Source organism: Metabacillus halosaccharovorans (genome assembly GCF_002019635.1).
GTDB lineage: Bacteria > Bacillota > Bacilli > Bacillales > Bacillaceae > Metabacillus > Metabacillus halosaccharovorans.
In genome coordinates this window covers 275990-300952 of the sequence record NZ_KV917372.1, presented here as the reverse complement: position 1 = coordinate 300952, position 24963 = coordinate 275990, and the positions used below count along the sequence as shown (strand labels likewise).

Here is a 24963-nt window from a genome sequence, read left to right as displayed (position 1 = left end):
TCATAGATTACAAAAGCCAGGTTTGTTCAAGACATATTGTATATAAATTGGCTTGCTTTTATCAAAGAATTAGCTCTATCTTTCAAACTATTCTCTTTAATCTTCTTCCTCTAAAGGTTGTTTTTCTACATTTTCACCGGTCTCAAACCGTCCCATCGTTACACAATCATTTATCTGTTTTATATAAAGCTAGTAACTTTTTTGTCCAATTTCGGTTAATTGCAATTTTAGTTATAGTAACTCCCCCCTTTCCTTAGGAATATATACACGGGCAATACGACTTGTCTTAACAAACATGTAATAGAACCTACATTCTGTTTTTACATTAAATCAATAAAGGCTTTAATTTCATCTGATAGCATCAAATGGTAATCAAAATTTATTAAGGAGGTAATGAATGGTGGTTGGATTAAATCGGATAACAAGTAGGAAATGGACTTTACTCAGTTTAATAGCGGTGCTTTTGCTAGTTTTAGGTTTTAGCAATAACACTTTTGCCTTTGGACATGGTAAACCAGTAAACATTAACGTGATGTCCTATAATATTCATCACGCTGTAGGTGAAGACGATGTTTTAGACATAGAACGAATTGCTAAAATCATCGAAGAATCCAATACAGATATTGTGGGCTTACAAGAGGTGGACAACCATTGGTCCAGCCGCAGTGATTTTCAAGACCAGGCAAAATTATTGGCAGAGCGTCTTGGCATGTTTTATACCTATGCAGCAAATCTTGACAATGAACCTTTGAATGATGGAGATGAGCGTCGTCAATATGGCACAGCTATTTTAAGTAAATATCCAATACTATCATCTGAAAATCATTCCTTAACAAAAATCGGAAACACGGAGCAGCGCGGTCTGTTAGAAGCAACAATCAATGTAAAGGGAAACCATTTGCATGTGTATAACACCCACTTGGCGTTAACACCTGCTGAACGCGAAATCCAAATCAATGAAGTTGTCAAAATTGCAAACCAATCAGCAGGACCAAAAGTGATTGTAGGAGATTTAAACGCAACTCCAGAAAGCAATGAAATGAAATCTTTGTATGATAATTATCTTGATGTTTTTGCAGATCAGCCGACTGCTTTTACTTATTCTGCAAAAAATCCTACAAAGCGTATCGATTATATCTTTACATCAAATGACATCGAAACAGTGAGTGCTGAAGTAATTCAAAGTCTGGCTTCAGACCATCTCCCAATCACGGCTGAAATTGTATTGGACCGTGAACAGCCATATTTGAATGGAAATAAATGATGATTACTGGTGATAACGAAAGGAGAATGTTTATGTTGAATGAGCAAAAAAGAAGAAAAGGACTTGGAACCAAAATGAAATACCTAACTGCAACTGCTGTACTTGGGATGGTCCTTACAGGTGCTACATCCGCATTTGCTAAAAGCGAAGAAAAGCCAAAACTCGAATTTGGGATTGTTCCAGATGCCCAGTATTGCGACTGTGAAATAAATGGTACGCGCTACTATACGAATTCATTGGACAAGCTGATGGAAGCCGTTCAAACGTTTAACAATGAAAAAGTTGATTTCACTGTTCAAACGGGAGATTTAATCGACCGAAACCTTTCCAGCTTTTCAGACATTCTTCCAATCTACAACACTATAGAAGGTCCGAAGTATCATGTCCTTGGCAACCATGACTTCCCTGTGACAACCGACGAAGTGGTTGACATACTCGGCATGAAGAACCAATATTATGACTTCAAATTCAAAAACTGGCGCTTTGTTGTGCTTGATACCAATGACCTTAGCCTTTACGCGAACCCGGTAGATTCAGAAAAATACCAACAAGCCCAAGATATGTACAATTCGTTAAAGGCTACTAATGAAATCAATGCTCAAACATGGAATGGCGGGGTCAGCGAGGAACAGTTAATATGGCTTCGCGGAGTCCTGGAAAAAGCGTCACAAAGACAAGAAAAAGTTGTGGTATTGTCCCACATGCCTGTGTACCCTGAAAATAACCACAATGTTTGGAATGATGAAGCAGTCATCGCAGAACTAGAAGCAGCCGGAAATGTTGTTGCTTATTTCAACGGACATAATCACGCAGGCAATTATGGAGTGAAAAACGGAATTCACTATGTAAACCTCAAAGGAATGGTCGAAACCGATGACACAAACTCCTACTCAATTGTTCGGGTTTACAAGGATCGATTGGAAGTTGATGGGTATGGACGTGAAACAGATCGGATTTTAAAAATTCAATAGTAGGAAACAGAGGGACGGTTCTTTTGCTGCATAATTGAAAACAAAAGAACCGTCCCTACTTCTACGTCTTACCCTACCAAAAATAGAGGGACGATGTACCTGTCCCCGTGTCCCACGACTCAACATCCTTCTGTATACTCTATCCATATTTTATAAGACCGAGAGAAAAGATGTTCATCTCTTTAAGCTACACATTAGGTTGCAGAGTGTTAAAAACTAATATTTAGATAGTAAAAGGACTCTCTCTTACTATTAAAGAAGGTCCCTTTTACTATCTAATCTACTAATGTCATGAACACCACAGATTGTGATGGGATCAATTTATTTTGCAGGCCTGTTCTGTTTGTTATTTTATGGTAACTAGAAAACTATTCCTAACCAGTCTGTAACTTTATTTTATCAATAATTGCTGAAAAATAATTCCTCACAGATCCCTTTTTGTTTCTAGGTCCATTAGAGGTTTTATCTATAGTTTGACCATCGTCAAACAGTTCTAACACTTCAGTTCCAAGTCTGCTATCTCTTGAAACATCCATTAGTTCGGGGGAGTAAATTTGTTTTCCATCCATAATACTGCGGATCGAGCAGATTAACTTCTTGCTTGGATTATCCTTTAATAAATAACCATTTACACCAGCTTTTAGTGCACGGTCTATATTACCATTCCTAGCAAATGTAGTTAAAATGATTACCTTGCATCCCGCTGGCATTAATGCTTCAGCTGCCTCAAGTCCGCTCATTTTAGGCATCTCTATATCCATGATACAAACATCAGGCTGCAATCGGTACACAAGAGTAACAGCCTCTTCCCCATTCCTAGCCCGACCAACCACATCCATATCCTCTTCCAAATTAAGAAGGGAACCTATTACACCTAACAGCATCTCCTGATCCTCAGCAATGACAATTCGAATCATTTTAGTTCTCTCCTTCTGAAAGCTACTATTAAGCAGAAACTCCCCATTAATAATGGGGAGCTCTATTTATTATAGTTACAATTCAGGTTTTATTTGAACAGAAACTCTTTTTTTAGCTAACGCTTTAACGTCTTTAAAGCTTACGAAATTCTTAGTTTTTTCATCCCATAAACGGAAACGGAGCGACTTTAAACTTGTAGCAAGTGTAATGGTTGGTACGCTTTGTAAGGGAGTTGTATTATTATGTGCTTCTTCTAATTTATAGTTTGGGACTCTAGGGCTTAAATGATGAACATGGTGATAACCAATATTTCCAGTCAAGAATTGAATAAATTTTGGAAGCTTATAGAAGGAACTTCCCTCCACAGCTGCCTTTACATATTCCCATTCACTATTTTCCTCAAAATAAGAATCTTCAAAAGTGTGCTGAACGTAAAACAGCCAAATGCCTAGTGACCCTGATAGCAAGAAAATAGATCCTTGAACTAAAATCACCGACTGCCATCCAACTGTCCAGCAGAGTATTCCCATTAATGCAACGAATAAAACGTTCGTCAAATAAGTATTCAAGCGTTCCTTCCTTCTGGCCCCTTTGCGATTAAATCTATTTTTTAGAAGGAAAACATAGATTGGCCCCAACCCAAACATAACGAGAGGATTACGATAAAAACGATATGTTAAACGAAGTCTAAGCGGTGCTGCCAAATACTCATCCACTGTAAGTGTCCAAATATCTCCTGTACCACGCTTATCCAGATTACCACTTGTAGCGTGATGAATAGAATGCTCATGCCCCCATTGATCAAACGGGAATAAAGTTAATACACCCATAGCTGTTCCAACTATTCGATTGACGCGACGGCTTTTAAAAAAGGAATGATGGGTGCAATCATGAAAAATAATAAAGACTCTTACCAAAAACCCAGCTGCTAACACTATTGGCACTAATGCTAACCAATAAGAAACGGACAGACATATATAGGCAAGATACCATAATGTAATAAATGGAACGATTGTATTGGTGATCTGCCATATACTTTTCATTGTTGTTGTTTTTTCAAATGGAGCAACTTGTTTTCTTAAAGTTTTCGTATTTTGTAAGTTCATTTTATTTGAAATTTCCTTCCTTGTTATGTGTGCTAAAGTGAATGATACACGAAAAATAATGGACTTGTAAGTAGCATGTATCATGTACATGGTATGATACTTGTCATATACCATTAAGCTAAAAGGGAAAATATATTCATTATCCGTATAAAATTCAAAATAAAAGATGATTTGTTTGATGTTTCAAGTATAATGAACGATATTCAGATTTTGCATATGATGATTTTTTTAAGAGAATCCTATACGTAAATCGGATAATACTAAAAAAGAGGTTAATTTATGAGTAAAAAAAGTTTTGAGGATTATCAGTTAAGCAATGAAATAAAAAGAGCACTTGCAGTGTTAAAATATGAAACCCCCACAGAGGTTCAAAATGAAGTAATACCATTAGCATTGGAAAATCAAGATCTTGTTGTTAAATCTCAAACAGGTAGTGGGAAGACCGCATCCTTTGGTATACCTATCTGCGAAATGGTTAAATGGGAAGAAAAAAAGCCACAGGCATTAATTCTTACACCTACAAGGGAGCTTGCTGTTCAAGTTCGAGAAGATATAACGAATATTGGAAGGTTAAAGCGGATTAAAGCTATGGCCGTTTATGGAAAAGAGCCTTTTATGAAACAAAAAGAAGAATTGAAACAAAAAAATCATGTTGTGGTCGGTACACCCGGACGTGTCCTTGACCATATCGAACGAGGAACCCTTGTTTTAGACCAAGTTAAGTATCTTATCATTGATGAAGCTGATGAAATGCTTAATATGGGATTTATTGACGATGTGGAAACAATAATAAAGGAGCTACCTTTAGACAGAGTAACGATGGTATTTTCTGCAACATTGCCTGAAAATGTAGAAAATCTCTGCCACAAATATATGAAAAATCCTATTAATATCGAAATTGCAGCAACTGCGATAACCACAGATAGTATTGAACACCAATTATTTGAAGTTAATGAGGGAGATAAGATTTCACTTCTTAAAAGCGTTACAATCGTTGAAAACCCTGAGAGCTGTATCATTTTCTGCAGAACTAAAGAAAACGTAGATACAGTGTATACCGAATTGGAAAGATCCCAATATTCTTGTGAAAAAATCCATGGAGGTTTAGAGCAAGAGGAACGGTTTGCTGTGATGGATGGTTTCAAAATGGGGAATTTCCGTTATCTTGTCGCAACCGATGTTGCCGCAAGAGGAATTGATATTGATAATGTAACACTTGTTATCAATTATGACACTCCAATGGAAAAAGAGAGCTATGTCCACCGAACAGGAAGAACTGGTCGTGCCGGTAATAAAGGAAAAGCCATTACATTTGCGACACCTTATGAAGAGAAATTTATAAAAGCAATAGAAAAGTACATTGGCTTTGAAATACCTGTAAGAGAAGCTCCTACAAATCAGGAAGTTGCTAAAGGAACAGCCGCTTTCGAAGAAAAAATGAGTGGACGCAGGATCGTGAAGAACAATAAAACTGCTCGAATTAACCAAGATATTATTAAACTTCATTTCAGTGGTGGAAAAAAGAAGAAGATTCGAGCTCTAGATTTTGTCGGAACTATAGCGAAAATTCCTGGAGTAACAGCTGATGATATTGGTATTATTACTATCCATGATAATATGTCATACGTTGATATTCTTAATGGAAAAGGCTCACTTGTTTTACAAGCAATGGAAAAGGCAACAATCAAAGGTAAGAAACTAAAAGTGAGCAAAGCAATTAAATAATTTAATCAATATAGCTGAAGGAAATACCAAACTAAATAAAATAAGGGAAGTGATGAAATATCTAAATCACTTCTCTATTTTTTATTAAGCTGTACATAACATTTTAATACATCCTTGGCTTTTAAACATTCATATTTGATAAAGTCAACCATTTACCCTTATAGTCTGGCGTTATCTTTCCAACTAGTCGCCAAAAGGAACGGTTGTGATTTACATGAACCATTTATTGTTAGATTAGGAATTTACTTTCTGAACCCTATTTCCTATCTTTCGTTAAATGATAAATCCGCTGTAGGAAAACAGAGGGACGATTCTTTTGCTCCATGATTGAAAACAAAAGAACCTTCCCTACTTCTACGTATTACCCTGCCAAAATTTTAGGGACGATGTACCTGTCCCCGTGTACCACATTCAGTAATCCGTCTCCAGTCGTAACTTCACCCGATCTGCGATTAGATGGTAGTTTGAATAATGGACAGGGATTGATTCTTCGTTGTAAATAATTTTGTCTACTAGAATGATAGGTGTCATTCGATTGACTTCTAGGTGCTTTTGCACCTCTTCTGTTGGATGGACAAATTCCAGATCTTTACACACTTTTTTGAACTTTATTCCATACTCGTCGTTTATAATCTTAAAGGTTGAACATTCTGATGTTATTTTATCTTCAATTGAGGGATAAAGTGCTGTTGGAAAATAGGCATAATCCAAGCTTAAAATTTGGTCATTTCGATAGACTTTTCTCACCAATTCAATGTACTCATCGAATTTATTGTTAAATTTATGATTTATATGGGGTGTACCCTTTATTTTCTCCATTGATATAATGTCTTTTTTAATAAAATCACTTTTTGTCGTCAAGCCTTCGGTGTATCCCTGAAAATGTAAAAGGTGAATTTCTTTACGGACTGTATTCACAAATGTACCTTTTCCCCGAATAATTTGAAGAACTCCTTCGTCTACTAATTCTTTTATTGCACGTCGAATGGAAATTCTGCTCGCCTGAAAAATGTCACATAATTCCGCTTCAGTCGGAATCTGATCACCTTGGTTTAGCTGATTTGATTCAATATATTGTTTAATACCGGTCATAATTTCTTCATATAAATAATTTTGAATTTGATCGCGGTTACTCATTACGTTCGCTCCTATATGTTTAACGTTACCATTAATTATACAATAACTTTGGATAGCCGTTAAACTTTTTGTATTTCTTTTGGGTAACCGAATCCACCGTATTCTTGGCATGTTTTTTCGGCAGAGCTTGTTCCTTTCGCAATCGCCACTTCTATGTCATCACCACTTATAAAAGAAGTTAAAAAGCCTGCGATTAAGCTGTCACCTGCCCCCATTGTGTCAACTACATTAATTTTCTTTACCTTCTGCTCGTAAGTCTCTCCATTTTTGATAAAAATCGCCGGCCTTCCTCCTCTCGTCAATCCAATGATTTCAAATTGAAAAGTCCTTAAATCTTTAATGAAACGTTCGACCTCTTTTTCTGAAAGCTCAGCAGCTGAAAAAAAAGCATAAGAAATATATGGAGCAATCGATTCAATATAAGGTAGGTCCTTCCTATTTGAAAAATCAAACGAGATTTTGGACACTTGTGACAATTTAGGTAGTTCACTTTCCATGGAGGAATAGCAGCTCACATGACTTAAATCAAAGGTTTTTATATAATCCAGCTCTTCTTGAACGAGCTGAATTTTTAATCTATGCTGTACGGTATTTTTAGGCCCTCCAACAAATACACGGTCATGATCTTCTGTTAATGTCACTTGTGGCTGTCCTGTAATACCCGAACCGTCGCGTGAAAAACGATAATCGATGTCTTCTTGGCTTAGTACATACTTAATATGATTCGCAGGCTCATCGTTTCCAAATATACCAATATAAGAAACTTCACTAGCCCCATTTCGTTTGGCGTTTACGGCTACATTGACACAATTACCACCGGGATAATATTTATTTTGATCCAAGTAGCAGTCAACTACGTTATCACCGATTGTTATTAGTTTCATAATTTATCATCCTTTCACAGATCCTTCTGCAAGACCCCTAACCAAATATTTTTGTAAGAAGATAAGTAGAACAATCATTGGGACTGTTGCGATCACCATACCTGATAGCAATACGCCCCAGTCTGTCCGGAGAGCATCTCGAAAGACCATTAAACCGGATGGAATCGTTTTTAATTCACTGGAATTAATGAAAACGGTCGCGAATAAGAATTCATTCCAAGCGAAATATGCGGTTAAGATAACAGATGTTACGACAATAGGTAATGATATTGGCAAATAAATACGCCAATAAATACCAAATTCCGTACACCCATCCATCAAAGCTGATTCAGATAACTCTTTTGGTACTGTTAAAAAGAAAGCCCGAATCAATATAATGGTTAAAGGTAATCGATAGGCTACATAGGTCAAAATAAGTGCCCAATGTGTATCTAATAAGTTTGTGATTGTTAAGATTTCAAATAAAGGGATTAAGGCAACTTGTGGGTTCATCATTAACCCGCCAATTATAAATAAGAGTGACGCGTCAACCCATCGATTTTTATATCTGGATATGACGAACGCAGCCATCGATCCTATTATAACAGTTAAGATAATCGTTAAAGCGGTTACATAAACACTATTGATAAAATAACTCGAAATCCCTTTCGACCATGCCAACGAATAGTTTTCAAATTTCCATTCTGTTGGTAAAGCCCACACATTACTGTAGATTTCCTGATAACTTTTAAATGATGAGATCAACATCCAAAATAGTGGATAGAGAATAATAACCGCAAAGCTCAGTAAACCGAGCAAGACGATATTTTTGGTGATTCTTGATTGAACTGAGGTTTTCATTTTATTTGTAGGAAGGGTACTCGGGAATGTTGACTTCTTTATATTTGTTTTTAACATGTCTTTCAATCCTCCTTCCCTGTTTTCGATACTTTGATTTGTATAAGCGCAAATGCAGCAGATAGTAAGAAGATAAGAGTTGCTAGCGTTGATGCATAGCCCATGTCATCTTTAATGAAGCCTGTTTGATACATGTGAACCGCTAATGTGATAGAACTATTTCCCGGGCCGCCATTTGTGAGAATATAAGGTTCATTAAATACTAGAATCGATCCTGTCACAGTCACTAATAAGTTAACAAACATCGCTTCTTTTACTTGTGGCACTGTTACACTAAAGAATCTTCGTATTTTTCCAGCACCATCTATCTCTGCAGCTTCATATAAATCCTTTGGAATTTTCTGAATCGCAACGATAAACAACATCGTAATAAGCCCAATACTTTGCCATTGGGACATGGCGATCACACTATAGATGGCCGTTGTTGAATTACCTAACCACGGCTTTGCAAAATGATCTAATCCAACGAGTTCTAGGAAACTATTTAATAACCCAATTTGGGGATTATAGACAAATCCAAATAATAAGGCAATAACAGAGATTGAAATCATAACCGGCATAAAATAAATAACCCGTAAAGCTGGAGCGAAGCGTCTAAAAAATTTATCCTCTAAAATAGCAGCTAGTACTAACGCAAAGAACACTTGCAGTAACACGGAAATGATGGCATATTTGACATTATTGTTTAATGCAATGAAGACTACCTCATCAACAAGTAATTCTTTTATTTTACTGAAACCAACAAACTCTTTCGACTGAGAAAATACACTAAATTCAAAAAAACTATTATAAAAGTTTTGAATAAGTGGTATGTAGATAAATAGTCCTAAAAATAAAATGGTAGGTAACATGAATAAGATTGGTGTTATTTTCGCCTTTTTTAGCTTCATTTCAAACCCCCCGCCCTTATTTTCAAGAATTGCCCTAACTTTTTCATATCTTAGTTAGGGCAATTCTCTTTTTTTATTGGTTACGTAATTTAGCAGATGCTTCCTGTACTTTTTTCATAATTTCTTCTGGTGTCGTTTGACCGGTTGCTAATTCTTGACCACCTCTCATGAAAATATCAGCAATTGTTATATCCACTGCATTATCAAACCAAGGAGTCGAATCGGATGCATCCAGAATAATTTGATAGGCTTCCAGACTTGTTGGATTGGAGGTTTCTTCCGTTACTCCTCCTTTAATCGCGTTCAACTGTCCATCAGCTTTTGTAAATGCTTTAGCCGTTTCCTCTGAAGTCAGGAATTTTAAAAACTCTACGGCTTCAGGTGGAGCATTTTTACTTAACATCCATCCTTCAGGTGCACCAGTAAGGGATTTAGGTCTTCCTTCTCCATCTTCAACTGCAGGGAAATTAAAGAACCCAAACTCCACATCCCCAGCTTCTTCTACATATCCAACCTCTGCAAATTGCATATAAAGAACTGGAACTTCACCAGCCGCAAACATGTTTCGAGCTGCTTCATGGTCAATAGCTGTTGAAACTTCACCCATGTAGGAGGTTAATTCTTTAAAGATTTCCAGCCCGCGAATATATCCTGGATCTGTATATTCACCCGTCTCGATGTTGTAGTCTTTAAGCAGGACATCATTTTCTATAACTCTATCAAAGATCGTTCCCATGTAATGAGAAATTGCCCAACCATTTGTTAAACCTTCTACAACTGGTGTTTCATAGCCGGCTTTCTTTAGTTGATCTAACGCATTAATAAGTTCCTCATATGACTCTGGTACCGCTATATGATGTTCTTCAAATATCTGTTTGTTATAAAAGAACGCTTTACCATCAACAGTAAATGGTATTCCATATGTCACATCATCAAATGTAAATCCGGCATATTGGGACTCAATAATATTTCCTGACCACTCTGTATCCTCCGCCATGATGTCATTTAGCTCCATAATACGTTCGGAACTTACTAGATTTGCGGCAAATGTATCAGACCATGAGGTGAAAACATCAGGAAGATCATCATTTGAAACAAGTACTCTAATCTTTTCTTTATAAGAATCATTCAAAACAGAATCAACATTAATTTTTACATTAGGATGCAGCTTTTCAAATTCTGCAATTTTTTCATCATAAAATGATTTTCTAGGTTCATTTGGCCATCTATGAAAGAAATCAATCACCACTTGATCACCATTAGATGCTTCGCCATTGCTTTCATTGGAGGAAGAACATGCTGCTAAAAACATAGAGCTAGCTAAAATAATAACTAAAAAGCTTAAAAACTTTCTCATTCATTATTTCCTCCCCGTAACCAATTTTTATTCTATTAATAGTCCATTTTCCACATATATCTTCGTACTGATAATGGGTGTCCAGTATGTTCAGCTAAACCATCAGCGTATAAGCGTAATACAGGACCTGCTAATGCTGACCCAAAGTACTCTTTAAGATCTTCGTCTACGCCACTGTAATCAAACTCTTTCACGTTAACAACCTCAATTTTGTCGCTGTATTTTGTGACAAAATCAAGAGCACGTTGATCAAGTGGTGTACTTGGTCCCTCTCCAACTACAACTAAAAATGGTACATCATCATCCGTGACTTCAAATGGTCCATGGAAATATTCTCCTGCATGAATAGCATTTGAGTGAATCCAAAGCATTTCCATCAACAAGCAACTAGTGAATGAATAAGCATGATGAATATACGCTCCACTTGCCATAGTGTAAATCACTTTATCACGCTTATATTTCTTTCCAAAAGCGTCAGCAACATCCTTATGCTTTGCCTGGTTGCTTTCTATTAATTGACCTAGCTTAGATAATTGGTCTACACCACGAAGGTATTTTTCTTCCCCGGTGAATTGATGAAGCAATTTAAAGAGTAACGTGTAGTACATCCCTATTTCGCCATCAATTGCATCTGAGCCATCTTTGTAATTGTAATGAATAATATATTCTGATTCTTGACACAGAGGAGATTCAACTTCCATTGAAATTGTAACAGTTAGGGCACCTTGTTCTCTAGCATATGTAGCAGCTCCAACTGTTTCCGGCGTTGTACCTGAATGAGATCTTAGTATGACAAGACTGTTTTCACCTAATGCTTTTGGTGCACGATGAATAAATTCATTTGATGTATAAACAAAGCTTGGCATGTCAGTATCCTTCGTAATAAAATAATCCCCTAGCGAAAGCGCTGCCATTGAACCGCCACAAGCCACGAAGAATATGTTTTTAATATCCTTCCCTTTCACAGCACTGATAACGTTTTCAATTTGTTCTACATGTTCTTTTTTCATACTTTACCTCTCCCCTCTAGTTTTAACTTAGATTGGTAGTGAATTTTTTGTCTTCAGCTACCACTCTAAGATATTATGATGTCATATAACATCATCTATAAGGTTATAGTACATCATATGATGTCATAGGTCAATGGTTTGTTTATAATTTTCTGATAACTTTTTTTCGAAAACCATATGGGATGTTCTAAGAAAGCCTACTCTCGTTCATTAGGAAAAGCATCTGTCTTAAGAGGAACTATACTGATTGAGGATGAAAAATTCACAAAAAAACACAGCCAAATATAATGGCTGTTATTGTCCAAAAACGAGATCAGATTTAGTTCTTTTTTAAAATAAAACACCACAAGTTCGTAGAGTACTTGCCGAGTCCTTTCCTATATTTGTTCACTTTAACTGAAAATGTTAACATCTTTCTGCCAGAGCTTATTTTTTTAGCTAATATATGTACCCTAAATAATAAATCCGCTGTATACCATTCCAATATTAATGACGATATGAAAAATAATACTCGGATAGATGCTGTTTGTTTTAAGTGTGATTATTGCGTATATGACTCCTGCAACTGAAATCAACAAACTAAGGGGAATAGAAAAACCAATTGCAAGATGGAGAAGTCCAAAACCAACACTTGTAATTAAGACAGCAAACCCTCTCGATGTGTTTTCACTGATAGCCGAAAGCATAACCCCTCTCCAAATAACTTCCTCTAAAACTGCATTTATCAGAGAAAAAAATAGACAAAACCAGAAAAGCGATGCGATATAATCTACATCTTTTTGAACAATAAAATATAAATATACTATTCCATTAACTACTATTCCAATCATCCAAAACCAAAATATATTAATCTTATGAAACGGCAAGATAATCGGATCTTTCCAATCAGGTTTTGAATTATACCAAGACACTTTCTTCTTGTAGAGAAGTAAATGAAATACGATTCCTATTAGAATCACAACAAGCAAAAGACGATTAACAATAATCTTGAATTCCTTTGAAATTGTCAACGCATCAATGAAATGATTAGAAACGATAAATATGACAAAACTAATTAAAAATGATAACAATAGAGAAGTTATAAATCGCTTTTCCTTATTGGTAATAAACAAAAATAGGAATCCAATAAATACAAAAGACGAAAAAACGACTTGATGATAAGAAATAGATATAATACCTATAAAAAACAAAGCCGCAATAACAACTAACATAAACATCCCCCCTTTCAACCTTCATTTCAAATTTTAACATAAATATCCAGTTGGGACAGAGGGACAGGTCAAATGGTCCACCATTTATTGGAAACAGTAAACTTAGGTAGACATAAATTATATTTTTAAATAAACGAACTAGATTCACCCGGATAAAAAAATTCCCCGCTTAATATCGAGGCGGGGAATTACTTTCTTCTAATATAAATTTATCTCTAATTTATAACAAATAAGGATCTCCTCTTTATTTAATCATTTTTTTGTGAACGACGCTCATAATCACGCTCAATTCCTTTTTTCCAACTTCGATCAATTTCCTTCCCACTCCGAAGATTTATGACAGCTTCGCTTACAGACTCATAATTTAATTTTGTTCCTGAACTGTCTGCAAGATAGTCAACAGCAAAGTCCTCTTCAATTCCAAACTGTGCAGCCGTTGCAATGGCATCAATATTCGCCCCTAGGAAGATGAAGTCCCATCCATATTTCGTTTTTTGATGTTGTATCATTTTCTTTATTTTGGTATGGGAATATTCACTACTTGCATTTTCCATTCCATCAGTTGTAATGACGAAAAGCACCTTATCTGCCCGTTCTTCCTTACCTGTGTGTTTTTGTACATTGACGATTTTTTGAATAGAAAAGCCAATTGCATCCAGTAATGCAGTGGTCCCACCTACTTCATAATCCTTTTCATCCAATGGAGAAATACCTCTAACATTGATGCGATCATGTAAAATCTCATAATGATGGTTAAATAATACAGTTGTGACAAAAGCTTCTCCTCCAGCTTTTTTCTGCTTTTTTAGCATCGAATTAAAGCCACCAATCGTGTCTGTTTCAAGTCCTGCCATAGACCCGCTTTTGTCTAAAATAAAAACGATTTCTGTTATATTTTTTTTCATCTTCTGCATCCTCCACTTATCCATTATTTATAAATGTAGGATACTAAGATTTCAACATGAATTGGTCGCTTTGAAAGCGACATTTTAAGCGCCTAGTAAAGGTTGATCAAAAGCAAATAGTGCTTCATTTATTTCGTGAATATCATACTTGCCTTGTTGGATAAAAAATTCAATAATCACATCAAATTTACTACTGCGTGACAATGTATAACCCGCTGCAGACAGTAAATCGTTTGTTTCAGTTTCATTTAGTTTTAACGCAACCGCAAAAGCAATGGCTGTTTTCTTTTTTGGTGTGTAATCCGTTGCTTTTCGTATTTTGGAAAACAACCGACGGTCAACATTTGCTCTTTTATAGGTCTCAACATCTGTCATCCCTTTTTCATCAATCAGTCGAAGCAGACGCTGTGAAAATGACTCTTCCAGTTCCTCTACCAGATGTGCCAGACTAAAATCCAGCTCACTCTGTTTTTCATAGAGATCATCTAAGATAGCCTCAGACTCCATTCCAAAACGGTCATTGCGACGACTAAACGTAACTTCTGCTTCCTCAACAAAATGCTCATCAATATATTCATTGATTGATGTAAATAGTTTTTGACTTAATTTAAATGAAGTTTTATCAAACACAACTAAATATACAAGCATGTCATGGTGCAATAAATACGTGCTGATTGTAGAAACAGCAATTTGTAATGCCTGTTCTTTTGGATACCCATAAATACCTGTCGAAATCAATGGAAAGGCAACCGACTCACAGTTATATTTTTCAGCTAGCTCCAGGGAATGCTCATATGACTTCTTCAACAGTTGTGCTTCTTGATGTGAACCACCCTTCCAAATAGGTCCTGGTGTATGAATGATGTATTTTGCAGATACGTTAAATCCATCTGTGATGACAGCTTGTCCAACAGCACATCTCCCAATCTCATCACATGCTTTTTTTAACTCATTAATGCCGGCAGCTTGAAAAATAGCACCACAAACACCTCCACTCATTTTCAATTCTGTGTTTGCAGCGTTAACAATTGCATCTACGTTCATCTTTGTAAGGTCATTGCGGACAAGTTCCAATGGCATGGGTTTAGTCTCCTTTCTTTAAAGCTTTCTTTGAAACACATAATGCGTTTTTGATTTTATGTAATTTAAAAATTGGTTATATCTTGAGATAAGTTTAACATGTAAATCATTTTTCCTTCTATGTAACCAATTTTATTATGCTTTTGAATATAAAAAAACTGCTCAGTGCTGATACACCAAACAGTCATACAATACAAAAACTTGTCTTGCAATCATGATAATTTAATATCTAGGCAGATTCATATAAGGAAAATAAGGATGTTTCACAAGAGTGTCTGGATCATAATCAGGTTTAATAATATATGTAGTATTCGTCGTTAGCTTTGGAGATAAACTTGCATTACCCGAACCATCATAATACATTGGTTTTGCCTGCTCTTTACTCATGTTTATTAACTCCTTTTATTTAATTTTCCTTGCCCCCTATAAGAGCGATAGGACCTATTCTGACTATATATAAACTCCTCGCCCCATAGATCTATTATACTATCTAACGATAAGTAATATATCCTGTTTTTCGAGATGATTTATTTTATTTATGTATCAATATTCATAACATCTCAATCTTTAAACACTTAACCTTATTTAAATATAAATAATCCAGATTTAAACAAAATTTAACATTAGTGATGTAACATTTAATTAAGGGGATCCAAAGAATTTCTCAGAAAAAGTAGAAAGTTGAGGATAATAATGACATTTTTAAAAAGCTGTACTTTATTCATAGCAGTGCTTTCTTTTACTGCTTTTTTATCAGGTTGTGGGAAAGGCGAAGCCATAGAAAACGCGGATCAATATATTTCAACAGTGGATCAAATGGACATTCCGGATGATGTTGAAGTTATAGGGTTTGGTGAAGCGACACATGGAAATGTTGAATTTCAAGAGTTAAAGCTACAGGTCTTTGAAACGTTAATGAAAAAGGAAAATGTTCGCGTCTTTATCTTGGAGGGAGATTTCGGAGGCGGGCAGCAGATTAACAACTTTATAATAAATGGTGAAGGTACTGCTGAGGATGCTGTAAATACACTTGATTATAGTATTTATAAAACTGAACAAATGATTGATTTAGTTCAATGGATGCATGATTATAACAAATCGGTTAAAGAGGATGAAAAAATTCGTTTTTATGGTAATGATATGCAGCGCTATGACTTCACTAAAAAGGAACTGCTTGATTATTTTGCAATTATAAACAAGAACGCTGCAACTAAGTATGAAGATCAATTGAAACATGTCTCCAACGAAACAATGCGTGAATTAACAATTGAACAATTAGAAAAACTAGATCAGACGATCAATGATATCATACAAGACTTACAATCAAATAAAACAATTTACGTAGAACATTCGTCTCCAGAAGACTTTGCTTTTGCCACAGCTAATGCACAAAATATGAAGCAGCGTACACAGCTGTTTTTAAATGATAAAGATTACACACATCTTCGCGATCAATTTTTAGCTGAAAACTTACAATGGATTATTGAATTTGAAAAAGAACGTGGAAATGAGAAAGTATTCTTCTCTGGACATAATGGCCATGTTGAAAAAACGTCTGCCTCACCTGCCGGCTATAAATCGATGGGACATTATGTAGATGAGGTATATGGAGAGAAGTATTTTGCAATTGGTACTGAATTTATGAACAGCGAATTTCTAGCAAAGAACGGAGGTTCTAACGAACGAAAAATTTTCACGCTAGAAAGTCATAATGATTTAGTCGATGCATTCAGTGACGTTGAGCAAAATATCTTTTATGTTGATTTTGAAAAGAGCCGAGAGTCAGATGATTTGTCTACCATCATTTCAAAGAAGCAAAAAATGGCGAATATAGGGGACGACTTTCGCACATGGTATAGGTTTATAAAGATGTTTTATACGATTGAAATGGTACCTGATCAGGCTTATGACGGTGTAATCATAGTGAAAAAAGCTACACCAACTAAAGTGATCGAGTGAAACTAGGTGGAGAATGAGCTTTTATATTCTATTTTAATACTTCCCATTTGAATTCTTAATAAAATTTTAAAAATGAGGTACGGTTCAAATGTTTTATTTTATAAACAAGAGAACCGTGCCCCTGTTTTTCTTCAGTTTTATCAGTTTCATGAACGATCAAGTTAATCACGTTCAATTTCTTCTTTCCAGCCTCGATCAAATTTTCTTCCACTTCGAAGATTTTCTTCCGCCTCACTTACAATCTCAACAATCAATTTTGCCCTAATATTAAAGTCACAAAAAACTTTCTAAATACCCAATGTATTTAATCCCTTTATTAGGAATCCTTCTAACATCCCCATTTCTTTCATCAGTTGAAGTTTTAAGTCCATTTTTTATTAGAAATAACAAGGAAAATTTACTCAAAGGGAGAATAATGTATTGATGTAAGTGTTTTCATTATATAGACATAGGGAGATGGAATAAAATGAAACAGACTGTTTACATAACAGGTGCTGACAGAGGATTAGGTCTAGCTTTGACAGAGGTTTTTCTAAAATCAAATTTTAAAGTATTTGCTGGTCGTTATATGAAAGATTGGACAGAGCTTGATGACTTAAAAAAGGAATTTGGTGAGGATTTAGACATTGTTTCATTAGATGTTACCGATCAGAAATCTGTGGATGAGGTCGCTAATTATATAGAAAAAGAAGCTGGTCAACTAGATATTCTTATTAATAATGCCGCCATGTACAAAGACCGTTCTGAAGATATATTTGGGGAGTTCAATTACGAGGATATGATGAAGCTTTTTGATACGAATGTATTTGGACCACTTCGTGTTTCAAAATCAGTGGTACCCCTATTGATGAAAGGAAATCGTAAAATACTAGCGAATATTTCCTCAGAAGCTGCTAGCTTAACAGATTCTTGGCGTAAAAAGGAATATGGCTATTGTATGTCCAAGTCAGCTTTAAACATGCAATTAACGATATTACAAAATCAATTAGCGGAATTTGGAGTTAAGGTTTTAGCATTCCATCCAGGATATGTAAGAACGTATATATTCGGTGAGTTTAATCCAGATGCAACGATCGATGCAATTGAATCGGCAACTGGAATTAAAGAGCAAATATTAAAGGCCCCTGCAATTGAAGAACATATGTACATCGATTATCAAGGGAATAAATTGAATTGGTAAGGGTGATATAAATGATGGTAAAAATAGTAGCATTACTAGGAGATTATTGGCATAATGCTGATGATGCAAAGGCTGGATTAGAAGCAGCAATAGAACGACTTGCAAACAAGGAAGTAAATCTTCAATTCATAACGCATGAGGAGCTTTCAGAAACCCTCGATGAAAAGCCTGACTTATTCATCAATGCTAAAATGGATCAATTAAATCCCAAAGATGAACGCGTGTTCACTTGGCTAACGGATGAATTGGATAAAAAGATTGTCAATTATGTTGAAGATGGAGGGAATGTCATAGCTTGGCATGCTGGTTCAGCAGGATATGAACCTGATAGCAAATACATTCAAATGCTACGCGGATATTTTGACTATCACCCACCAGGACTTCAGGATGTTACCTACATGTTGAAGGAAAATGAAAAAAGTGGAGATAATACTTTTTCCCTTTCGGATGAGCAGTATTTTGTCCAGTGTGATGTAGCAAATACAGAAGTAGACCTTTGGAGTACAGGTGTAGATGGTGATTCCATTGCAGGCTGGAAACATTCCTATGGAAAAGGAAAAGTCTGCTGTTTTACTCCAGCTCATACGAAAGATGGGATGTTAAATGAAAACGTCTCTAAATTATTAGCAGAAAAAATTAATTGGACCATATCTAAATAAACACTGGATCGGAGGGACAGGTGAATTGTCCCTCCCCCTTCATCCATTATGTGGTATCCAAACTTGTGATGGCTTAAACTTCTTACACAACAAATGCATCTCGTATATCCTACTTATTATATTAAAGGATAATAATAGCGTTTTTACTTTTTGCAGAATTAATCGTATTAATCTAAAAGATAGAGGGGCTGCTTCTAAATACTTGCATCTCCTCTACTAATATGATGTGCAAATTTAATTAGATCGCAGCTTCTTTATGTATAACCGATTTAATACTCCACTCTAATGGTGAATAGTTCCCATCTGGCCGGTTTAAGTTTATTCTCTCAGTTAGTGGAGTGGTCCGATTACACATGAAACGAGGAACGCCTGAATGATTCTGTGATGCAGCATGGTATAAAAACGGATGACATAAAATGACATCACCAGGGTTTCCGGTGGTCTCAACGACCTGAAGCTTGATTCCATCTTCATCAAAATACGGATTTTCCATGAATTTCTCTATCCTATACTGTTCAAAATTATCACCCTGTCGCTCATTAGAGGCAGTTAATTCGGAAAACCACGGGTGCTGCTCATTCAGAGTACGAATGCCGTCTCCAAGCTCAATTCCGTCTGGTTGCTTGGAAAGAAATTTTGCAACAACCTTATGTGAACCTTCTGCTACAAGCGTGCCTCCACCTTGTTTTCCTATTTCAGAGAATAAATTTAAGCAAAGCAGACCTTGTTCCGGACTGTCAATATAATGACGAAAATGAATACCATCCCAATGCCAGCCTGTATTCGCTACATTCCATGGTTTCTCAGCACCTTGAGAAAAATTAACTGGCCACCATCCATAGCCAACCTTCTTTTCACTCTCACCATATACTGTCTTGTCCGCCCATCGCCCCTCACCGACAAGATCTTCAATTGCATCTGCAAATCTTTTTGTATTACATTTCTGGAATTCATCATGTTCATAGTTTTCATTTAATTGAACCATTTCTTCAGTCCAAGTTGATCGATCATTCTTTAGTACTCCTCGTTTTTCAACATTCTCCCATACAATTTTTTGAGCTTCCAACGCCACCTCTTTAGGAAAAGCTTGTTCAACCTTTACCCAACCTAATTCAATGAACTGATTGACTTGTTCTTGATTTAGTACCTTATATTTCGTCAATTTTTATCCCCCTTACTTTTAAGTTTGAACAGATCCAAAATAATGAAGTGCTTACAACAGTTGTTAACTTATCATTTTTTACAATATTTCTCTTTTTTTGATGATTCTCCCTGTTTTGAAAGCATATAACAAACACTAAACAGACATACATAGTTACTTACTTCAAGGGTATTAGCTTAGTTGAGCAAAGCAAATAACCCAACCTATTGCCGTTTATAGCCCAAGAGTAACGATCGTTTTATATATCATCCAGACATTATTTTAAAATTTAGTTTACATAATATTATTCTAGTTCACTTAAAGACTACACCTTAATGTAAACAAAAAGTTATTATAGAACCTGTTGTACAAACCCTTACTCCATCTTCCTACCTTCAACAACCTTTTCAAACTCATCAATGGTCGTTGAATATTTAACATAAAGACGTGGTAAAAGATAAAGTTCATCTTTATATCCCTCTTCCGAAAATAATTCAGGAGTTGTTGTGAGTCCAAACGAATAATACTTTTTAGTTTCTGCAATAACTTTGTCGTTTGTATTGCCGTATGGATATGAAAGTGCAATGACAGGTTTCTCTGTTATTTTTTGAATTTTATCTTTAGATCCTTTTAGCTCTTCTTCAAATTCATTTATTTTCGTTAAATCTGGATGTGTTGCCGTATGAGATTGAATGGAGATGATACCTGAATCGACCATCATTTTTATTTCAGCTTCCGATAATCGATTTGAACTTCCAATAAAATCCGATATAACAAAAATCGTTCCCGTTGGTTTAAAGTGTTCATTTGTTAGGTTTTGAAGGATTTTAAATGCATGTAAATTATTTTTGTATCCGTCATCAAAGGTAATAAAAATAGGTTTTTTCACTTTCTCAATGTCTTTCCACCTATCAAACGTTAACAAAGTAAAGTCGTGATCTCGTAAATAAATCATTTGTTTCTCAAAGTTTTGCGGGGTTACATATAATTCTTTTGAACCACTGCCTTTAAACTCGTCGATTGAATGGTAAATTAAAATTGGGACTTTTCGTTGTGCATTAGTTTTTGATGGAAGCATGATGATGAGACAACAAAGAAAAAATATTGTAATGGCTTTCACAGAATTCCTCACCTTACATTCATTTATTTCCAGTTATTGTTCCTCAATATTTCTTCATTATAACTTCAACATGTTCTTCCAATCTTCTATAATCTAACTAGCTCATTAACTGTCCGCCATTAACCTCTATTATTTCTCCAGTTATATAATTAGCATATTTTGATGCTAAAAATAAGATAGAACCTACAGTCTCTTCAGCGGTTCCTTCTCTTCCCATTGGGATCTGTTCCACCGCTTTTGCTCTTTGTTCTAATGTAGAATACTTGTCATGGAATGGAGTTGTAATTACTCCGGGTGCAACTGCATTAACCAAAATATTATATTCAATTAAATCCTTGGCTAACCCTTTTGTTAATGTGCTTACTCCACCTTTTGATGCTGCATATGCAATACTACCTGCGCCGCCTCCATTTTTTGCCGCGATCGAAGTAATATTAATAATTCTGCCTTTTCCTTGCTTTTTCATAAGTGGAAGCACTGCTTTCGTTACGAGATAGACAGATTTTAAGTTTACATCCATAATTTGATCCCATAACTCTTCATCTAAATCTTCTAATCTAGATCTTTTAATTAATGCACCCGCATTATTTACTAATATATCAATTTTTCCAAATTCTTGATCAATTTTTTGAACCATTGATTCCACTTGTTCTTTGTTTGAAACATCACCTTGTACTAAAAAAGCTCTTTTGCCTTTTGATAGAATTTCTTCTACTAAAGATTGTGCTTGATCAATGTTACTGTTTGCATGAACAATAACATCTGCTCCGTTTTCAGAAAATTCTATAGCTGCAGATCTTCCGATACCTGTGCTGCTACCAGTAATCCATACGACTTGGCCTTTAAATGAATCCATAATAACACCTCTCTATTCTTTTATTTTAAAATAGCTGGTTGGAACAAGCGCAATTAACAATTGCTGTGAAGATTAAAATTTCTTTGCCATTCTTTTGTTGTTTTGTTCCAATTTTGGATTAAGCTTAAAAAGAGAGCCTCAGAGCAAGAATCAACCTGAGGCTTAAGGAGTCATTTGATAATTACATTTTTAGCTTTAAGAACCTTTCACAAAAACAGTCTTAATTGAAGTATAGAATTCTTTCGCTGCTTCACCTTGTTCACGAGTGCCTGTACTTGAAGCCTTCATTCCTCCAAACGGAGCTTGCAGCTCAACACCAGCACTTTCCGCATTGACACGAACAAGACCTGCCTCCATATCATCAATAAAACTTAGGAAGGAGCTAATATTTCTTGTAAAGATGGACGCACTTAAACCGTATTTAGAATCATTAGCAACATCAATTGCTTTTTCTAACGAATCTACTTTCATTAACGCTAATACAGGTCCAAAAATTTCTTCTTGTGCAATGCTCATGTCAGAGTTTACATTTTCAAAGACTGCTGGACGAACAAAGAAACCATTTTGATATTCGTCATCAGTTAGCACTTCACCACCATAAATAAGTGAGGCGCCTTCCTGCTTCCCTTTTTCAATATAGCTGCATACGGTGTTGAATTGGCTCTCGCTCGCACAAGGTCCCATCCAAATACCATCTTTTAATCCATCACCAATTGTAATTTCATCGATTTTATTCAGCAGTAATTCTTTAAATTGATCATAAATATCTGCTTCTACAATCACACGACTTGTTGCCGTACATTTTTGTCCAGTAGACTTCAATCCGCCGCTTAATACAGCATCAACAGCTAATTGTAAATCGGCATCTTTTGCTACGATTACTGGGTTTTTACCACCCATTTCAAGTTGGAATTTAATCCCTCTTTCTGTTGCTGATTTTGCAACATTTTTGCCAACACCTTCAGAGCCGGTAAACGTAATGCCATTAAGTAATGGATGATCGATAAGTCCTTGGCCAATAACGGATCCAGAACCTGTAATGAAATTAAGAACCCCCTGTGGGAATCCTGCTTTTGCAAAGCATTCAACAACTTTCGCAGCAGTTACTGCAGCCTCTGTAGCTGGTTTGAACACAACGGTATTTCCATATACTAATGCAGGTGCAATTTTCCAAATAGGTATAGCTACTGGGAAGTTCCATGGTGTTATAACACCGACAACACCTAATGGAGTTCTTCTTGTAAACATAAGTGCATCAGGATCTGTTGATGGAATTGTGTCCCCATCTGAACGCATTCCTTCTCCTGCATAATAACGGAGAATAGCCACTCCTCTTGCTGTTTCCCCTTTTGCTTCTGGTAATGTTTTACCCATTTCACGAGTCATCGTTTCTGCGATATCCTCAAGATTTTCCTCTATAATATTGGCCACTTTATATAGCAATTGCCCGCGAGCAACTTGGCCTAACTTACGCCACCCTTTTTTGGCATTATGTGCTGCATTTACAGCTTCGTCTAAATCAGCGTCAGAAGATTTTTGTACAAGACCGACAACCTCTTCTTTATTTGCTGGATTAAAGCTTGCAATTATATCATGATCAGAAGATTGTTTCCATTCATTATTAATAAAATTTAAAAATGTTTTTGCTGCTGTTTTTGTTTGACTCACAAAATTCCACTCCCTATTAAAAAATTAATTTATTAAAATCTCCCTTAGTTAGCAACAGATTCTTTTTTTACTAGTTGTTTAACCGGATTTCTAAGAGTGCCAACTCCTGAAATTTCAATTTCAATGATATCCCCGTCATTTAATGTGAATTCATTAGGAGGAACGACACAAGTTCCAGTTAATAGTACTGTGCCATCATAGATTTCATTATCAAGTACCAAGTATGAAACTAATTCATCAAGCTTTCTTTTTAATTGATTTACATAAGCCATTCCCTCAAACACCTTTTCATCTTGACGGAAAATGCGGCAAGTAATGGTTAATTCATACGGGTCATCTACTGCATCCGCTAGTAAGATTGCTGGTCCAATTGAGCATGAATTTTTCCACATTTTCGCTTGTGGAAGATAAAGAGGATTTTCTCCTTCAATATCACGGCAACTCATATCGTTCCCAGCAATGTACCCTAGAATTTTTCCGTCTTTATTTATAACTAATCCTAATTCTGGCTCAGGGATTTGCCAATTCGAATCTGATCGAAGATAAACTTCCTGCCCCGGACCAACCGTTCGTGCTGCAGTTGATTTAAAGAAAATCTCAGGACGTTCAGCATCATAAACCTTATCATAAAATGTCGTAGCATCCAGTTTCCCTTCTGTTGCCTCATAATTTCTAGCATCACGGCTTTTTTCGTATGTAACCCCAGCTGCCCATACTTCTGGTGCATCAAGCGGTGTTGTTAGAATCGTATTTTCATATTTTTCAACTGGCTCATTAATAGTAAACTCTTGAGCCAATGCTAATACTGTCTTCCCTTGTTTCTCTGCTTCGTGAACAAAAGACATAAAATCCGGGTATGGTAAATCAAATACAAAACTTTCATTAGTAACGACTGCTAATTGAAGTGTTGCTTCATTTTTCTTATAACGGATAATTCTCATTAAAAACCCTCCTATTTTATATTATAAAACTAGGTTTTGTTATATAGATAAAAATAGGCTAAGGCCCATTTATCATATCCTTTT

23 protein-coding genes and 1 pseudogene are annotated in these 24963 nt (G+C 35.7%); 6 read left to right on the top strand and 18 right to left on the bottom strand.

Going from position 1 to position 24963, the window contains the following annotated elements:
- Window positions 1-397 precede the first annotated feature (397 nt).
- Together BK577_RS15765 and BK577_RS15760 are read left to right on the top strand one after the other, a co-directional pair.
- Window positions 398-1264, top strand: coding sequence for an endonuclease/exonuclease/phosphatase family protein (locus tag BK577_RS15765; protein ID WP_078433835.1), 867 nt, complete (start codon window positions 398-400; stop codon window positions 1262-1264).
- Between the two features lie 32 nt (window positions 1265-1296).
- Window positions 1297-2235, top strand: coding sequence for a metallophosphoesterase (locus tag BK577_RS15760; protein ID WP_169908310.1), 939 nt, complete (start codon window positions 1297-1299; stop codon window positions 2233-2235).
- 374 nt (window positions 2236-2609) lie between these two features.
- On the opposite strand, the gene BK577_RS15755 is transcribed toward BK577_RS15760, so the two are convergent.
- Window positions 2610-3152 (bottom strand): response regulator, encoded by a 543-nt coding sequence (locus BK577_RS15755; RefSeq protein WP_078433833.1) that lies wholly within the window; start codon window positions 3150-3152, stop codon window positions 2610-2612.
- 75 nt (window positions 3153-3227) lie between these two features.
- Window positions 3228-4259 carry a Delta(5) desaturase DesA gene (gene desA / locus BK577_RS15750; RefSeq protein ID WP_078433832.1) on the bottom strand — a complete coding sequence of 344 codons (1032 nt, stop codon included), beginning with the start codon at window positions 4257-4259 and terminating at the stop codon, window positions 3228-3230.
- Window positions 4260-4538: 279 nt separating this feature from the next.
- Between desA and BK577_RS15745 the strand changes: the two genes are divergently transcribed.
- Complete coding sequence (locus tag BK577_RS15745; protein ID WP_078433831.1) at window positions 4539-5984, top strand: DEAD/DEAH box helicase; 1446 nt, start codon at window positions 4539-4541, stop codon at window positions 5982-5984.
- 121 nt (window positions 5985-6105) lie between these two features.
- On the opposite strand, the pseudogene BK577_RS25770 reads toward BK577_RS15745, so the two are convergent.
- The 11 genes and pseudogenes from BK577_RS25770 to BK577_RS26040 form a co-directional block, all read right to left on the bottom strand.
- Window positions 6106-6207 (bottom strand): annotated as a pseudogene (locus BK577_RS25770) (M48 family peptidase); the annotation flags it as partial.
- 188 nt (window positions 6208-6395) lie between these two features.
- Complete coding sequence (locus BK577_RS15740) at window positions 6396-7121, bottom strand: GntR family transcriptional regulator (protein ID WP_169908308.1); 726 nt, start codon at window positions 7119-7121, stop codon at window positions 6396-6398.
- Window positions 7122-7180: 59 nt separating this feature from the next.
- Complete coding sequence (locus BK577_RS15735) at window positions 7181-8005, bottom strand: PfkB family carbohydrate kinase (RefSeq protein ID WP_078433829.1); 825 nt, start codon at window positions 8003-8005, stop codon at window positions 7181-7183.
- A 6-nt stretch (window positions 8006-8011) separates the two neighbouring features.
- Window positions 8012-8902 (bottom strand): carbohydrate ABC transporter permease, encoded by an 891-nt coding sequence (locus BK577_RS15730; protein WP_078433828.1) that lies wholly within the window; start codon window positions 8900-8902, stop codon window positions 8012-8014.
- A gap of 5 nt (window positions 8903-8907) precedes the next feature.
- The gene (locus BK577_RS15725; protein WP_078433827.1) at window positions 8908-9792 is read right to left on the bottom strand and encodes a carbohydrate ABC transporter permease; all 885 of its coding nucleotides are present in this window, start codon (window positions 9790-9792) and stop codon (window positions 8908-8910) included.
- Between the two features lie 73 nt (window positions 9793-9865).
- Window positions 9866-11149 (bottom strand): ABC transporter substrate-binding protein, encoded by a 1284-nt coding sequence (locus BK577_RS15720; RefSeq protein ID WP_078433826.1) that lies wholly within the window; start codon window positions 11147-11149, stop codon window positions 9866-9868.
- A 35-nt stretch (window positions 11150-11184) separates the two neighbouring features.
- Window positions 11185-12159, bottom strand: coding sequence for an SIS domain-containing protein (locus tag BK577_RS15715; protein WP_078433825.1), 975 nt, complete (start codon window positions 12157-12159; stop codon window positions 11185-11187).
- Window positions 12160-12611: 452 nt separating this feature from the next.
- Window positions 12612-13370 (bottom strand): CPBP family intramembrane glutamic endopeptidase, encoded by a 759-nt coding sequence (locus BK577_RS15710; protein WP_169908307.1) that lies wholly within the window; start codon window positions 13368-13370, stop codon window positions 12612-12614.
- Between the two features lie 248 nt (window positions 13371-13618).
- The gene (locus BK577_RS15705; RefSeq protein ID WP_078433823.1) at window positions 13619-14275 is read right to left on the bottom strand and encodes a vWA domain-containing protein; all 657 of its coding nucleotides are present in this window, start codon (window positions 14273-14275) and stop codon (window positions 13619-13621) included.
- Between the two features lie 84 nt (window positions 14276-14359).
- Entirely contained in the window at window positions 14360-15355 is a 996-nt protein-coding gene (locus BK577_RS15700) for a macro domain-containing protein (protein ID WP_078433822.1), read from the bottom strand.
- Window positions 15356-15577: 222 nt separating this feature from the next.
- Window positions 15578-15742 carry a hypothetical protein gene (locus BK577_RS26040; RefSeq protein WP_169908304.1) on the bottom strand — a complete coding sequence of 55 codons (165 nt, stop codon included), beginning with the start codon at window positions 15740-15742 and terminating at the stop codon, window positions 15578-15580.
- A 306-nt stretch (window positions 15743-16048) separates the two neighbouring features.
- Here BK577_RS26040 and BK577_RS15695 point away from each other — a divergent pair, with 306 nt between their 5' ends.
- The 3 genes from BK577_RS15695 to BK577_RS15685 all read left to right on the top strand — a co-directional run bounded on the left by BK577_RS15695 (window position 16049) and on the right by BK577_RS15685 (window position 19153).
- Window positions 16049-17314, top strand: coding sequence for an erythromycin esterase family protein (locus tag BK577_RS15695; protein WP_078433821.1), 1266 nt, complete (start codon window positions 16049-16051; stop codon window positions 17312-17314).
- A gap of 466 nt (window positions 17315-17780) precedes the next feature.
- Window positions 17781-18494 carry an SDR family oxidoreductase gene (locus BK577_RS15690; RefSeq protein ID WP_078433820.1) on the top strand — a complete coding sequence of 238 codons (714 nt, stop codon included), beginning with the start codon at window positions 17781-17783 and terminating at the stop codon, window positions 18492-18494.
- Window positions 18495-18508: 14 nt separating this feature from the next.
- The gene (locus BK577_RS15685) at window positions 18509-19153 is read left to right on the top strand and encodes a ThuA domain-containing protein (protein ID WP_078435277.1); all 645 of its coding nucleotides are present in this window, start codon (window positions 18509-18511) and stop codon (window positions 19151-19153) included.
- A gap of 238 nt (window positions 19154-19391) precedes the next feature.
- Here BK577_RS15685 and BK577_RS15680 read toward each other — a convergent pair whose 3' ends face one another.
- From BK577_RS15680 to BK577_RS15660, 5 genes are all read right to left on the bottom strand, one after another.
- Window positions 19392-20315 carry a phytanoyl-CoA dioxygenase family protein gene (locus tag BK577_RS15680; RefSeq protein ID WP_078433819.1) on the bottom strand — a complete coding sequence of 308 codons (924 nt, stop codon included), beginning with the start codon at window positions 20313-20315 and terminating at the stop codon, window positions 19392-19394.
- Window positions 20316-20670: 355 nt separating this feature from the next.
- Window positions 20671-21414: a polysaccharide deacetylase family protein gene (locus BK577_RS15675; RefSeq protein ID WP_078433818.1), complete on the bottom strand. Its 744-nt coding sequence runs from the start codon at window positions 21412-21414 to the stop codon at window positions 20671-20673.
- Between the two features lie 97 nt (window positions 21415-21511).
- Window positions 21512-22270, bottom strand: a complete 759-nt coding sequence (locus tag BK577_RS15670) for an SDR family NAD(P)-dependent oxidoreductase (protein ID WP_078433817.1) — start codon at window positions 22268-22270, stop codon at window positions 21512-21514.
- Between the two features lie 195 nt (window positions 22271-22465).
- A complete protein-coding gene (gucD, locus tag BK577_RS15665) occupies window positions 22466-23938 on the bottom strand; it encodes an alpha-ketoglutaric semialdehyde dehydrogenase GucD (protein ID WP_078433816.1) in 1473 nt (490 codons plus the stop codon).
- A gap of 44 nt (window positions 23939-23982) precedes the next feature.
- Entirely contained in the window at window positions 23983-24879 is an 897-nt protein-coding gene (locus BK577_RS15660; RefSeq protein WP_078433815.1) for a fumarylacetoacetate hydrolase family protein, read from the bottom strand.
- Window positions 24880-24963 lie beyond the last annotated feature (84 nt).